The sequence below is a fragment of the Mycolicibacterium peregrinum genome, from assembly GCF_001665625.1.
In the GTDB taxonomy this organism is placed as follows: Bacteria; Actinomycetota; Actinomycetes; order Mycobacteriales; family Mycobacteriaceae; genus Mycobacterium; species Mycobacterium peregrinum_B.
In genome coordinates this window covers 23,778-37,747 of record NZ_LZSY01000104.1, presented here as the reverse complement: position 1 = coordinate 37,747, position 13,970 = coordinate 23,778, and the positions used below count along the sequence as shown (strand labels likewise).

Here is a 13,970-nt window from a genome sequence, read left to right as displayed (position 1 = left end):
GTTTAGTACAGTCATGTCCGGTGTTCCGGGAAGTCTGGTCGGAGATGTGATTTTCGTCTGCGCGGAAGGGCACTGATGCACACAGCGACCGATGTCATCGACGTTCGGGGCTTGACTTTCACTTATCCCAAAGCAACCGAGCCGGCCGTACGCGGCATGGACTTCAGCGTCGCGCCGGGGGAGATCTTCGGGTTTCTGGGGCCCAGCGGCGCCGGAAAATCCACCACCCAGAAGCTGCTCATCGGGCTGCTGCGCGGGCATGGCGGCCAGGCCACGGTGTGGGGCCGGGACCCGCTGGACTGGGGGCCGAACTACTACCAGCGCGTGGGTGTGTCCTTCGAACTGCCCAACCACTATCACAAGCTCACCGGGCTGGAGAACCTCAGGTTCTTCGGCTCCCTCTATGACGGGCCGACGGCGGATCCGATGGAATTACTGGACGCGGTCGGTCTCGGTGATGCCGCCAACACCCGGGTTGCCAAGTACTCCAAGGGGATGCAGATGCGGCTGACGTTCGCACGTTCCCTGATCAACAACCCCGAGCTGCTGTTCCTCGACGAGCCCACCTCGGGGCTCGACCCGGTCACCGCCCGCAAGGTCAAGGACATCATCTTGGACCTCAAAGCGCGCGGCCGCACGATCTTCCTCACGACCCACGACATGTCCACGGCCGATGAACTGTGTGACCGGGTGGCCTTCGTCGTCGACGGCGCCATCGTCGCGCTCGACACCCCCGCCGAACTGAAGATCGCCCGCAGTCAACGGCGCGTCCGGGTGCAGTACCGCACTCCCGGCGGACTGGCCACCGCCGAGTACGGGATGGACGGTCTGGCCGACGATCCGGCATTCCATACGATTCTGCGCGAGCATCACGTCGAGACGATCCACAGTCGCGAAGGCAGTCTCAACGACGTCTTCGTCGAGGTCACCGGGCGGCGGTTGTCATGACCCGGTTGCTCAGCGCGATCCGGCTGGAACTGACGGTGGCCAACCGGCAGAGGTTCCTGCACGCGGGTGTGTTCTCGGGCCTCATCTGGTTGGCGGTGCTGTTGCCGATGCCGCGCGACCTGCGCCCGGTCATGGAGCCCTACGTGCTCGCCGGCGACACCGCGATCATCGGCTTCTTCTTCATCGGCGGCTCGGTGTTCTTCGAGAAGCAGGAACGCACGCTCGGCGCGATCATCTCCACCCCGTTGCGCTTCTGGGAGTATCTGACAGCCAAACTATCTGTGCTGCTGGCTATCTCGTTGTTCGTGGCGATCGTGGTGTCAACCATCGCCGACGGCTTCACCTACCATCCGGTGCTGCTGGTCCTCGGGGTTGTCCTCGGCACCCTGCTGATGCTGCTGGTCGGGTTCATCACGTCGCTACCGTTCGCCTCGGTCACCGACTGGTTCCTGGCGGCCACCATCCCGCTGGCGGTCATGCTGGTACCCCCGCTGATCTACTACTCGGGGCTCTGGCCCAACCCGGTGCTGTACCTCGTGCCCACCCAGGGGCCGGTGTTGCTCCTGGGCGCGGCGTTCGACCAGGTGGCGTTGACGAGCTGGCAGATGCTCTATTCGGTGCTGTATCCCGTGCTGTCGCTCGTGGTCCTGTGGCGGACCGCTCACGTGCTGTTCGGCCGCTACGTCGTCGAAAGGTCGGGTGTGCTGTGACCGCGATATCGAGTTCCGCGACGGGCCGGGCCGTGGCCGCATTCGGCCGCAACGATATCCGGGGCACCTACCGAGATCCGCTGCTGGTCATGGTGGTGTTTGCGCCGGTGATCTGGACTTCGCTGGTGGCGGTCCTGACGCCCGAGGTCACTGAGATGCTGGCGCAGCGTTACGGCTTCGACCTCGTGCCGTACTACCCGTTGGTGCTGACCGCGTTTCTGCTGTTGACCAGCATCATCATCGCCGGGGGTCTGGGCGCGTTCCTGATGCTCGACGAGGTCGATGCCGGCACGATGACCGCACTGCGGGTGACGCCGGTCCCGATGACGACGTTCTTCGGGTATCGCGCGGGAACCGTCATGGTGGTCACCACCGTCTACGTGATCGCGACGCTGTCGTTCAGCGGTCTCCTGGAGCCGGGGCTGACCGGAGCGCTCGTTCCGATCGGGTTGGTCGCTGGCTTGTCGGCGGTGGTGACGCTACTTCTCATTGTCACCATGGCCGGCAACAAGATTCAGGGCATTGCGATGCTGCGTGCACTGGGCATGCTGATCGCGGGGCTGCCGTGCCTGCCCTGGTTCATCGACTCATCGTGGAACCTGGCCTTCGGTGTGCTGCCGCCGTACTGGGCGGCCAAGGCGTTCTGGGTCGCCAGTGCGCACGGCACGTGGTGGCCGTATCTGCTGGGCGGCGTGGCATACAACCTCGCGATTGCCTGGCCGCTGTTCCGTCGCTTCCTCGCGAAGAACCGCTGACACTTTCCCGCACTGAAAAGCTCGCCGCTAGCCGAGCGGTTCGGCGGGGCGTGCGTGTGCCGACCGCACCGCGCCGATACTGGCGACCGTCACCAGGGCTACGCCCAGGTAGCCGAGCACCCCGATCTGCTGACCGAGCACCACCAGGCCGGCGAGCGCCGCGGTGACCGGTGACAGGCACGTCAGCACCGCGAACGTGGCAGGTGGAAGACGGCGCAGAGAGATCAACTCGAGCGAGTACGGGATGACCGACGACAGCACGCCGACTGCGGCGCCCACCCCGAGTACGCGCCAGTCCAGTGCGTTCAGGTGGACCGAGGCGACTGCGAACGGGGCGACGCCGAGTGCGCCCATGGCGGTGGCAAGAGCCAGGCCGTCGACGCGACGGAACTCCACGGCGGTACGAGCAGACACCAGGATGTAGCCGGCCCAGGCCACCCCCGCGGCGGCCGCGAACCCGAATCCGGTCGCCTCGAAATGCCCGCCGCCCCCGTGCGGCAGACCCAGTGCTGCGACGCCGGCGAAGGCCAGCAACGCCCACAGCCAAGCGGCCCGGCTCTTGCCGGTCACCACCGAAAGGATCAGCGGACCAAGGGCTTCGATGGTCACCGCGACGCCCAGTGGGATCCGCGCGATGGCCAGATAGAAGCAGAAATTCATCGCGCCGAGCGTCGCGGCCAGCGCGAGCGCCGCACCCCAGGCCTGACGCGTCAGGCCCCGCACGGTCGGGCGTACGGCCGCGCACAGGATCACGCCGGCCACCGCAAAGCGGGCGAACAACGCTCCTACGGTGCCGACCGCAGCGAAGAGTCCGACCGCGAACGCCGCCCCCACCTCCTGGCTGACCGCGGCGATCACCACCAGCAGCGCAGCCCCGAGCGGGGCGCGTGCGGTCACGCCGTCACCGGAAGCCGAGCCCCCGTCGCCAGTTCGGCATAGCCGCGCATCAGCCGCAGCGCGGTCGCGCGGTCGAGGTCGGGATCTCGTGCCACGATCCGGTACCCGAGATAGTCCTCCATCGACATGAGGGTCATCGCGATGTCACGGGTGGCCGAGGCGAGTGTGAAGATGCCTGCGGTGGAGCCTGTTTCGAGTATCTGGGCGTAGAGGTCGACCTGTCGGTGATAGATGTGCTGGATGTCGCGCCGTTGGTCGAGCACGAACCCGGCGGCCAACACCGCCCGCCAGATTGCCCGCCACTCGGCGTCCTCCGGTCCCGATGGCAGACCGGCGGCGATCATGAACGCGATCTGATCTCGCACATCCTCGGTGCGTTCCACCACCGCGAGGCGGTCGTCGTAGAACTTGCGGTCCGAGCGCTGCGCGAGCGCCGACAACAGCTGGTCCATCTCGCGGAAGTAGTAGCGCACGGCATTGGGGGTCAGGTTGAGCTCAGCTGCCACGTCGGCGATCCGCACGGTGTTCAAATCGTTGCGCTCGATCAGTGCGATCGTTGCGTCGAGGATCTCCTCGCGCCGTTGCGCTTGTCGATTCGGCCGTCCCACAGGTCACATCCTTACCGGTTTTCGCCGATCAGGTTGCATCGAGCGGTGTCCACAGCCATTATTTGCCAATCTTGAAAAAAATTTCGCCACTACCTTCCGGGGGATGCATGTCTGAATGCTCCTCACGTCCACGCGCCCGCGACATCGGCGTCGTCATCGGCGAACACCCGACCGGTCCGAACAACGCCATCACCGATGTGGCGGGAGTGTCCGTCGGGCATCACACGGTCCAGCGCTCCGGCCCCAACCCGGTGAACACCGGCGTCACCGTCGTGGTGCCGCACCCGGGGATCTTCACCGAGCCGGTGTTCGCCGGGGCCCACCGGCTCAACGGCAACGGCGAGCTCACCGGTCTGGAATGGATCCGCGAATCCGGCGAGCTCACCACGCCCATCGCGCTGACCAACACCCACAGCGTCGGTGTCGTCCGCGATGCGCTGGTCACGGCACAGGTGCAGGCCCGCGGCGACGGGTTGTACTGGTCTCTGCCGGTGGTCGGCGAGACCTACGACGGGCTGCTGAACGACTGCAACGGCCACCACGTCCAGGCCGAGCACGTGTTCGCCGCACTCGCCGATGCCTCGGACGGGCCGGTCGGTGAAGGCAATGTCGGTGGCGGCACCGGGATGATCTGCCACGGCTTCAAAGGTGGTATCGGCACCGCATCGCGGGTCACCGACACCGTGGGTGGCCAGTACACCGTCGGCGTACTGGTGCAGGCGAATCATGGTCGGCGGGAACGGCTTCGGGTCAACGGTGTGCCGGTCGGGGAGATGGTGGGGCCCGAACTGGTGCCGACACCGGATCTGCCGATCCCTTACCCGGCCGGATCCGGCTCGATCATCGTCGTCGTCGCCACTGATGCGCCGATGCTGCCGCATCAATGCACCCGACTTGCCCAACGCTCCGCCTTGGCGATCGGCCGGGTGGGCGGAACAGGTGAGCAGTACAGCGGCGACATGATGCTGGCGTTCTCGACCGGCAACCGGGGAATCCCGCCCTACGGATGGGACGAGAACCCCGACGCCAACCGGCCCGAAATCGGGGTGCGCATGGTGGCACCGCAGCTGATGACCCGGTTGTTCGACCTGGCCATCGAAGCCACGGAGGAGGCCATCGTCAACGCGTTGGTGGCGGCCGAGACCATGACGGGCCGGGGTGGGTTGACCGCGCACGCACTCGACCACAAGCTGCTGCACTCCGCACTGGTGCTGGAAGGTCATTGACCTAGGTCGGCGGGGCCGCACGGCCGGGGGAGGAACAGCGACCAGCACATGTTCGGCGGCTGCCACGGATACGGAGGCGGCGGGTTGTCGCCTTCCCACACAGTGGACGAGACGTTGCCCTGACCTTGGTTGACGTAGTGGTAGCTGTGGCAGACGTTCCAGTCCCAGCTCGGCCTCGCATCCGCAGGCGTGTTGAACCCACCGCCGTAACCGCCCGGCTCATCGCCGGGGCACCACTGGTACGGGCCGCCGGCCAGGGCGGTCGCCGCGCACACCAAGCTGGTCAGGGCCAGGCCACCGGACACCAGCAAAGTCGCCGTCAACTGGGAAGCTCGGTTCATGGTGGTCTCGTTTCGTCGGGCACGCCTGCGCTGATGCGCCCATCGTCGCCCCACCGGGCTGTCCCGTATGCAGTAGCGGACTACCTCAATTCAGCCCCGGACGCGGGCACGCAGCTGTTCGACGAAGGAACGGGCCTCGTCCCACGTCGGCAACAGGCCGGCCGCGCGCACCTGCTCCAGCGTCGGGGCGGCAGCGTCGCGTTCGGAAAGGACCGGCTCGTCGATCGGCCAGTCGATCCCGAGATCGGTGGCCAGGATGGTGTGTTCCCGCTCGGGGCTGTACGGCGCCGAACACAGATACATCACCGTCGAGGAATCCTCCATCGACAGGAACGCGTGGCCGAGGCCCTCCGACAGGTAGACCGATCGCCGGCTGTGCTCGTCGAGCAGCACCGAATCCCATTGCCCGAAAGTCGGGGAACCCACGCGGATGTCGACCACGACGTCGAGCACCGCGCCGCGCACACACGTCACATACTTGGCCTGACTGGGCGGCAGCTCGGAGAAATGCACCCCGCGCAGCACCCCGGCCGCCGACACCGAGCAGTTGGCCTGCCGCAGATCGAAACGGTGTCCGGTCATCTCGGCGAACCCGGCCTCGGTGAACCACTCGAAGAACAGCCCGCGTGCATCGCCGTGCAGCTTCGGTGTGATCTCCCAAGCGCCGGGGATGGTCAGCTCGCGCGTGGTCACTGGCCGCGCCCCGAGTACGCGTCCTCCACGCCCGTTTTCAATGGACCCCACCAGGATTCGTTGTTGCGATACCAGTCGATGGTGTCTGCGAGTCCTTCTTCGAAATCGGTGTGCTTGGGCGCCCAGCCCAGTTCGTCGTGCAGCGTCGACGGGTCGATGGCGTAGCGCAGGTCGTGGCCCTCCCGATCGGTCACATGGTCGAAGTCGTCGGGATCACGGCCCATCAAGCGCAGCAGCGTGCGCATCACCGTGAGGTTGCTGCGCTCGCACTCCGCCCCGATCAGGTACGTCTGCCCGACGCGGCCGTCGGTCAGGATCTGCCAGACCGCCCGGTTGTGGTCGTCCACGTGGATCCAGTCGCGCACGTTGGCGCCGGTGCCGTAGAGCTTGGGGCGCCTGCCGGTGAGCACGTTGGTGATCTGGCGCGGGATGAACTTCTCCACATGCTGGTATGGCCCGTAGTTGTTGGAGCAGTTCGAGATCGTCGCCGGCACGCGATACGACCGCACCCAGGCCCGCACCAGCAGATCGGCGGCGGCCTTGGTCGACGAGTACGGGCTCGACGGGTTGTACGGCGTGGTTTCGGTGAACCGCGCCGGATCGTCGAGCTCGAGATCGCCGTACACCTCGTCGGTGGAGATGTGGTGCAACCGGACCCCGTGGGCCCGGACCGCCTCCAACACCGTGAACGTGCCGACGACGTTGCTGTGCAGGAACGGTTGCGGGTTCGCCAAGGCATTGTCGACGTGCGTTTCCGCGGCGAAGTGCACGACGGCGTCGGCCTCGGCCACCAACTGGTTCACCAGGGCCGCGTCGGCGATGTCGCCCTGCACCAACCGGACCTGGTCGGCGACCCCCGCCAGGGACTCCCGGCTGCCCGCGTAGGTCATCGCATCGAGCACCGTGACCGACGTGGTCAGCGCCTCGCCGACAGCGCGGCGCACGAAGTTCGCGCCGATGAACCCGGCGCCGCCGGTGACCAGTAGCCGCATGCGCCAACCCTATCGGGCGGTGTCGTCATATCCGCACGATCGTCGGCCCTGACTGTGCGGCTACCCCTTCAGGCCGAGCGGCCCGGCCAATTCGGTCAACGTCGGGATCAGCTTGTCCGGACCGCCGAGAACCTGGATCGCGACATGATCGGCACCGTTGGCGACGTGTTGCTGCAGGCGCGCGGCAATGTCACCGGCGGTTCCGTGCGCGACGACCGCGTCGATCAGCTTGTCGCTACCCGGCTTGGCGATGTCGTCCTCGGTGAAACCCAACCGGCGCCAGTTGTTGAGGTAATTGCTCAGGTTCAGATAGAAGTCGACGGTCTTGCGTCCGATCGCACGGGCTGCCGCGCTGTCGGTGCTCAGCACCACCTTGTGCTCAGGCGCCAGGAACACCGACTCGCCCAGCACGTCGCGGGCGTGCGCGGTGTGCTCGGGCGTCGTGAGGTACGGGTGGGCGCCCGCGCTGCGCCGTGCCGACAGCTTCAGCACTTTGTCACCCAGCGCGGCGATCACCAGCCGACTGGTCGGCACCTTGGCCGCGTCCAGTGCGTCGAGGTACTCCACCAACGCGTCGTAGGGCTTGCGGTATTCGTCGGTGTGCTCGGGATGCCCGACCCCGACCCCGAGCAGGAACCGGCCCGGATACGCGGCCTCGATGCGGTGGAACGATTCGGCGACCGCTGCGGCGTCGGCCGTCCAGATGTTGACGATGCCGGTGGCCAACTGCAGCGTCTGCGTGCGTTCCAGGATGGGTTCGGCGAAAGACAGATCGGCGGCCGGCGAACCGCCGACCCACAGCGCGCCGTACCCGAGCTTCTCGACCTCGGCGGCCTGCTCGGGCTGCACCGCCCCGAACGTCCACACGCCGTAGCGGCCCAGATCCGGCTTGAGTGAGAGCGATTCGGTCATCTGAGCGTCCTTTTCTCTGGTCCTCTAGGCCAGGCCGAGCGGCCCGGCGAGTTCGGCCAGTGCCGGTACCAGTTTGTCCGGTGACGTCAACACTTGCACAGGTACGTGGTCGGCGCCCGCATCACGGTGCTGCCGCAGCCGGGCCGCCACGTCCTCCACCGTGCCATGCGCGACGACCGCGTCGATGAACCGGTCGCTGCCCGGCTTGGCCAGGTCCTCGTCGGTGAACCCGAGCCGTTTGAAGTTGTTGAGGTAGTTGGACAGACCGAGATAGATGTCGAGCGCCTTGCGGCCGACGGCGCGTGCCTTGTCCTGATCGGTGGTCAGCACCACCTTGTGCTCGGGGGCCAGAAACGCTGCGGGCCCGATCAACTCGCGGGCCGTCGCGGTGTGTTCCGGGGTGGTCAGGTACGGGTGCGCGCCGGCGGAGCGGGCCGCCGACAGTTGCAGCACCTTGGGTCCGAGCGCGGCCACCACGCGGCGGTGCCGCGGCACGCCGTACTCATCGAGCCTGTCCAGATAATCGGTGAGCGCATCGAGCGGTTTGCGGTATTCGCCGATCGCCTCACGGTGCCCGACGCCGATGCCGAGCAGGAACCGGCCCGGATAGGCCGCCTCGATGCGGTGGAACGATCCTGCCACTGCCTCGGCGTCGGCTGACCAGATGTTCACGATGCCGGTGGCCAGCTGCAAAGTGTCGGTGGCGGCCAGGATCGGGTCGATCCACTCCAGCTCGGCAGGCGGTGATCCGCCGGCCCAGATCGCGCCGTAACCCAGGGCCTCGATGTCGCGTAACTGCTCGGGCGACAGTTGTTGGAACTGCAGGTAGTGGCCGAACGCGCCGAACGTGCCGAGATCGGGCTTGGCGCCCACCGTGGTCTGGGTCATGAACGTCTCAACCGGTGTGTGGGTGGGGGCTATTCCGGGCGAATCACGCTGATTCTGGATCTGGCCGGGCCGGCGCCGCCCGCCTTGGTCACACCAGCGTGACGCTCGACGGCGAGCGCCACTCCAGCGTGACAATCACAGGCGAACCGGCACGGCAGATCTGCCCGGCATCACTCCGACGCCGGCGTCTCCGCGGCCTGGCCCTCGGGCGCCGGCGCCTGCAGCGGCAACAGCACGATGAACCGGGTGTCACCCGGCTCGGACTGCACCCGCAGATCCCCGTGGTGCTTTTCCACCACGATGCGCCAGGCCAGGTCCAAGCCCAGGCCGGTGCCCTCGCCGAACGGCTTGGTGGTGAAGAACGGCGTGAAGATCCGGTTGATGTCCTCGGCCGGAATGCCCGGCCCGTCGTCGCAGATCTCCACCCGGATCATCTCGTCGGTCTCCCGGCTCGTGCGCAGCGTCAGCGTTCCGTGACCGTCCATCGCCTGGATGGCGTTGTCGATGATGTTTGTCCACACCTGATTGAGATCGCCTGGGTAGCAATGCAATTCGGGCAGCGACTTGTCAAGGTCCTTGCACAGGCTGACGGGCTTGTCCTTGCCGATCTTGTCGCCGAACATCATCAGCGTGCTGCGCAGCAGTTCGTGGACGTCGGCGCTCTGATAGTCGCCGCGGTCCATCTGCGAATACTGCTTGGCGCCGGCCAACAGCGCCGAGATCCGCTTGCTCGCCTCGGCGATCTCGTTCATCCGCAGTTCGGTGTCGATGGTGTACTTCAGCCAACCCAGGGCCGCCTGCAGCGTCGCCGACGCCTCCCCGTCCTTGAGCGCATCGTCGACGGACGCCGAGATGCGTTCCAGCCAGTCGATGTCGAGACCGGCTTCGACGAAGGTCGGGGCATAGTCCCAGGCGCCCACGATGTCGTGGTCCTCGAGCCAGTCGCCCATCTCGTCCTCGCGATCGGAGGTCTCCAGCGCCGTGAGCTCCAGCCCCTTGTGCTTGGCGACCTGCTCGGCGACCTCGTCCTGGATGGTCACCAGCATCCGCAGCGCCTGCGGGGTGAACTTGCCGTCGGCCAGCATCGCCAGCTTGTGCCGCATCTTGCCGACGCCCTCGCGCAGGTCGGCCACGGCACGGGCGGTGGCCGCCGCCGGGTTGTTCAGCTGATGAGTCAGGCCCGCGGTGATGTTGCCGAGCGCCAGCAGCTTCTCGCGCTGACCGATGATCTGGCTCTGCCGTCGGCCACCGACCTTGTGTCCCTCCAGCAGGTGCACCGCCATCGGGAACTGGGACTGCATGAACCCCGCGAAGGCATTGGCATCCAGCACGAACACCCGCGACGGCTTCGTCAGGCGTACCGACGCCTCATAGACGTGTTCCTCGCCGGGGATGTAGGCCGACCAGGCGCCGAAGTACACGCCGCGCATCGAGGTGCGGTTGGTCTGGATGTCGACGCCGCCGGAGCGCTTCGACATCACCAACTCACCGTCGAGCATCACGTAGAAGCACGTCGCCGGATCACCCTCGGTGACGATCGGGCCTGCCGGGAACGTCTCGATGCTGCCGGCCTGGCACAACGTGTCGAGCTGCCCGTCGGACAAATGCTCGAACAGGAACAGTGTTCTCAGTTCGTCCCGCACGCAGGTCTCGCCCATATCCGTCCTCAACTCCTCAGGCCTCGCCGGCCATCACGCTTCTGCCAGGTAGCGGTGCACCAGCATGACCGCCATCGACCCTTCGCCGACGGCGGCGGCCACCCGCTTGGCGGACTCGGCACGCACATCTCCTGCAACAAACACACCGGGCACACTTGTTTCCAGGTGATGTGGCGGACGTTCCAGTCCCCAGCCGCACACGTCGCGCAGGTCGGGGCCGGCCAGGATGAACCCGTGGTCGTCGCGGGCCACCACGCCGTCGAGCCAGTCGGTGCGCGGGGTCGCGCCGATGAAGCAGCACAGGCGCGTCGCAGGCACCTCCTCGTGCTCGCCGGTCTGTCTGTTCACCAGCTCAAGCCCCACCAGATGATCGTCCTCACCGATGGCGCCGACCACCTCGGTGCAGGTGCGGACGTGGATGTTCGGCGTCTGCTCGATCTGCTGGATCAGGTAGAACGACATCGACGCCTCCAGCGACGGTCCGCGCACCAGCAGCGTGACCGACTTGGCCTCGCGCGACATGAACATCGCGGCCTGCCCGGCGGAGTTGGCGCCGCCGACGATGTAGACGTCCTCTCCCTTGCACTCGGAGGCGTCGGACACCGAGGCCCCGTAGTAGACCCCGCGGCCGACGTAGTTGTTCGGGTTGTCGGGATCGGTCCAACAGCCGGGCACCGGGAGCTGGCGGTACTCGACGCCGGTGGCCAGGATGACCGCGCGGGCGCCGATGGTCTCCCCGTCGGCGAAGGTGATGGTGCGGGCGGCGCCCGCGATGTCGAGCGCGACGGCTTCGCGGGTGGTGATCACCTCGGCGCCGAAGCGCTCGGCCTGTCTGCGGGCCGAGGTGGCCAGTTCGGCTCCCGACACCCCGGTCGGGAAGCCCAGATAGTTCTCGATCCGCGAGCTGCGGCCGGCCTGCCCACCGGTGGTGGTGCCCTCGATCAGCACCGTCCGCAGGCCCTCGGAGGCGCCGTACACCGCGGCGGCAAGGCCTGCCGGGCCACCGCCGATCACCGCGAGGTCATACATGGTCAGTGATGGGGTGGTCGACAGACCCAGCATGTCGGCGAGCTCACCGTCACTCGGTTCGACCAGCGTCTCGCCGCCCTCGGTGATCACCACGGGAAGTTGCAGGCCGTCGAGCCCCGCGGCCTCCAGGAGCTGGCGGCCCATCGGCTCGTCGGTGGTGAATGCACGGAAGGTGTGCTGGTTGCGGGCCAGGAACTGGCGCACCTCCCAGGACCGCGAACTCCACTGGTGGCCGATCACCTTGGTGTGCGGGATGGCCCGGTCGCCGACGGTGTGCCACTGCTCCAGCAGGCCGTCGATCACCGGGTACAGCTTCTCCTCGGGCGGATCCCACGGCTTGAGCAGGTAGTGGTCGAGGTCGACGACGTTGATGGCGTCGATCGCGGCGGTGGTGTCGGCATATGCCGTCAACAGCACCCGCCGGGCCATCGGGTAGAGGTCCATCGCGGATTCGAGGAATTCGATGCCGCTCATCTGCGGCATCCGGTAGTCAGCGACGAACACCGCGACGGTGTCGCCGCGCAGCTTCAGCTCGTTGAGGGTCTCCAGGGCGTCCGGGCCGGATTCGGCACGCACGATCCGGTAGCGCTCGCCGTAGTGGCGGCGCAGATCGCGGGCGACGGCACGCGAGACCGCAGGATCGTCGTCGACGGTCAGGATTACGGGTTTACGGGGCTGGGAGGCGGGGCCGGTCATCGCTGCCAATTATGCGCCCCGCCGCCAGCAGTTTTCTCAGCTCGGGTGTGCGCTGTCCCCATTGGTGGCATTGGACCCCTGGAGCATGGACGCCACGTCGATGCCCGAGGCCTTGAGCGACTCCAGGATGTTGGCCACCGCGAGCGGGCTGATGCCGAGCAGGCTCCCGACCGCGCCCTGGGTGTCGCCAGACCCGCCGATGATCGACAGCCGGTCGATCTCGGCCAGGGGTGCGGCCGCCGCCTCGGTCGCCTTGACCACCGAGGCGAGCACGTCGGGAAGCATCAGCAGGCGCGCGGCCTCGGCCGAGTAGCCGTTGAGCGCCGCGGCGATTTCCTTCTTACCGTTGGCCTCGGCCAGCAATTTGGCTTCGATACCGGCGGCCTCGGCCTGTTGCTCGACCCGAAGGGCGTCGGCCAGCTCCTTCTTACCGGCGGCCTCGGCGACGAGCTTGGCCTGCAGGCTGTCGGCCTCGGCCTGCTTCTCCACCCGAAGGGCGTCGGCGGCCGCCTTGCGGGCGTCGGCCTCGGCCTGACCCTTGCGCCGCTCGGTCTCGGCTGCGGCCTCGGCGGCCAGGATCGTGGACTGGCGCTGGCCTTCGGCGATCGCGATGTCGGCCTGTCGCTTCGCCTCGGCAGGTGCGATCACGTCGGCCTGCAGCGCAGCCTGGGCCTGCTCGGCACGACGCTGCTCCACCTCGATGCGGGCCTGGACCCGGGCCGCCTCGGCCTGCTCGGTCGCGATGCCGACGTCCTTCTGCGCGCGGGCGTTCGCCAGCGGGCCCGCCTGGTCCGCCTGGGCGTTCTCGGCTTCGGTCAACGCGCGCAGCCGGGCCAGCTCGACGTCGCGCTTCTGCGTCGCCGTCGCGATTGCGGTGTCGGCCTCGGCCTGGGCGACGGCGCCCTCTTGGCGGGCCTTTGCCGACTGGATCTGCGCGTCGCGCTCGGCCTCCGCGGTACCGACGGTGGCGTCACGCTTGACCTCGGCGATCCGCCGCTGGCCCAGTGACTTGAGGTAGTCGTTGGCGTCGGAGATGCCGGCGATCTTGAGGACGTCGACCTCCATGCCGATGCGCGCCAGGTCGCCGCCGGCCTCCTCGACCACGCTGCGAGCCAGGGTGTCGCGGTTGGAGTTGAGGTCCTCGACGGTCATGGTCGCGGTGATGCCGCGCAGGCTGCCGGCCAGGATCTCGTTGATCTGGCGCTGCAGCTCGTTGAGGTCGGAGGTCAGGAAGCGTTGCACGGCGGTCTGCACGGCCTCGTCGGCCGAGCCGATACGCACCAGCCCGACGGCTTCGACGTTGACCGGCACACCGTTGTTGGACAGCGCGTTCTGCAGGTTGATGCTGACGTTGAACGGTTCGAGGCTCATGATGTCCACCCGCTCGATGCCGGGCATCCGGAACCGGGCACCACCGCGGACCACCTTGGGGGTGCCGCGTCCGGTGAACACGGCCACCTCGTTGGGCGGCACCTTGATGTAGTTCTTGACGTAGATCAACGGCAGCACCACCAGGATGAGGATCGCGGCGATGGCGGCGAGGACGACGATGAGCAGCAGGGACACTGTGGTGCCTTTCTCGGTGGGGCAGCGCTCGGGTGCAGCTCAGGTTTCTGG

Annotated in this window: 14 protein-coding genes; 4 read left to right on the top strand and 10 right to left on the bottom strand. The window is 67.3% G+C overall.

The features are described 5' to 3' along the window. Nucleotides 1–75 precede the first annotated feature (75 nt). Genes A5779_RS15160 through A5779_RS15150 form a run of 3 tightly spaced genes read left to right on the top strand, consistent with a single transcriptional unit; the run spans nt 76 to nt 2,413 of the window. Nucleotides 76–948, top strand: coding sequence for an ABC transporter ATP-binding protein (locus A5779_RS15160; protein ID WP_110777354.1), 873 nt, complete (start codon nt 76–78; stop codon nt 946–948). Continuing rightward, nucleotides 945–1,658: a fluoroquinolone export ABC transporter permease subunit gene (locus tag A5779_RS15155; protein WP_064883207.1), complete on the top strand. Its 714-nt coding sequence runs from the start codon at nt 945–947 to the stop codon at nt 1,656–1,658. The genes A5779_RS15160 and A5779_RS15155 overlap by 4 nt, the downstream gene beginning before the upstream one ends. After that, on the top strand, nt 1,655–2,413 hold the full coding sequence (locus A5779_RS15150; protein ID WP_064883205.1) for an Rv2686c family ABC transporter permease subunit: 759 nt from the start codon (nt 1,655–1,657) through the stop codon (nt 2,411–2,413). Before A5779_RS15155 ends, A5779_RS15150 begins: the two co-directional genes overlap by 4 nt. A gap of 27 nt (nt 2,414–2,440) precedes the next feature. On the opposite strand, the gene A5779_RS15145 is transcribed toward A5779_RS15150, so the two are convergent. Then, nucleotides 2,441–3,310, bottom strand: a complete 870-nt coding sequence (locus A5779_RS15145; RefSeq protein ID WP_064883203.1) for an EamA family transporter — start codon at nt 3,308–3,310, stop codon at nt 2,441–2,443. After that, nucleotides 3,307–3,918 (bottom strand): TetR/AcrR family transcriptional regulator, encoded by a 612-nt coding sequence (locus A5779_RS15140; protein ID WP_064883201.1) that lies wholly within the window; start codon nt 3,916–3,918, stop codon nt 3,307–3,309. Before A5779_RS15140 ends, A5779_RS15145 begins: the two co-directional genes overlap by 4 nt. A gap of 107 nt (nt 3,919–4,025) precedes the next feature. Here A5779_RS15140 and A5779_RS15135 point away from each other — a divergent pair, with 107 nt between their 5' ends. Beyond that, entirely contained in the window at nt 4,026–5,144 is a 1,119-nt protein-coding gene (locus A5779_RS15135; RefSeq protein ID WP_064883199.1) for a DmpA family aminopeptidase, read from the top strand. Here A5779_RS15135 and A5779_RS15130 read toward each other — a convergent pair. The 8 genes from A5779_RS15130 to A5779_RS15095 all read right to left on the bottom strand — a co-directional run bounded on the left by A5779_RS15130 (nt 5,138) and on the right by A5779_RS15095 (nt 13,919). After that, a complete protein-coding gene (locus A5779_RS15130; RefSeq protein ID WP_064959359.1) occupies nt 5,138–5,485 on the bottom strand; it encodes a hypothetical protein in 348 nt (115 codons plus the stop codon). The genes A5779_RS15135 and A5779_RS15130 overlap by 7 nt on opposite strands. A 90-nt stretch (nt 5,486–5,575) precedes the next feature. After that, nucleotides 5,576–6,178, bottom strand: a complete 603-nt coding sequence (locus A5779_RS15125; protein WP_064883195.1) for a dTDP-4-dehydrorhamnose 3,5-epimerase family protein — start codon at nt 6,176–6,178, stop codon at nt 5,576–5,578. Further along, a complete protein-coding gene (gene rfbB, locus A5779_RS15120) occupies nt 6,175–7,170 on the bottom strand; it encodes a dTDP-glucose 4,6-dehydratase (protein WP_064883193.1) in 996 nt (331 codons plus the stop codon). The genes A5779_RS15125 and rfbB overlap by 4 nt, the downstream gene beginning before the upstream one ends. A gap of 60 nt (nt 7,171–7,230) precedes the next feature. Then, nucleotides 7,231–8,082, bottom strand: coding sequence for an LLM class F420-dependent oxidoreductase (locus tag A5779_RS15115; RefSeq protein ID WP_064883191.1), 852 nt, complete (start codon nt 8,080–8,082; stop codon nt 7,231–7,233). A 24-nt stretch (nt 8,083–8,106) separates the two neighbouring features. Next, nucleotides 8,107–8,970 carry an LLM class F420-dependent oxidoreductase gene (locus tag A5779_RS15110; protein WP_064883189.1) on the bottom strand — a complete coding sequence of 288 codons (864 nt, stop codon included), beginning with the start codon at nt 8,968–8,970 and terminating at the stop codon, nt 8,107–8,109. 170 nt (nt 8,971–9,140) lie between these two features. After that, nucleotides 9,141–10,628, bottom strand: coding sequence for an ATP-binding protein (locus A5779_RS15105; RefSeq protein ID WP_064883187.1), 1,488 nt, complete (start codon nt 10,626–10,628; stop codon nt 9,141–9,143). 33 nt (nt 10,629–10,661) lie between these two features. Further along, complete coding sequence (locus A5779_RS15100) at nt 10,662–12,353, bottom strand: NAD(P)/FAD-dependent oxidoreductase (protein ID WP_064883185.1); 1,692 nt, start codon at nt 12,351–12,353, stop codon at nt 10,662–10,664. Nucleotides 12,354–12,389: 36 nt separating this feature from the next. After that, nucleotides 12,390–13,919, bottom strand: a complete 1,530-nt coding sequence (locus tag A5779_RS15095; RefSeq protein ID WP_064883182.1) for a flotillin family protein — start codon at nt 13,917–13,919, stop codon at nt 12,390–12,392. Nucleotides 13,920–13,970: the final 51 nt, after the last annotated feature.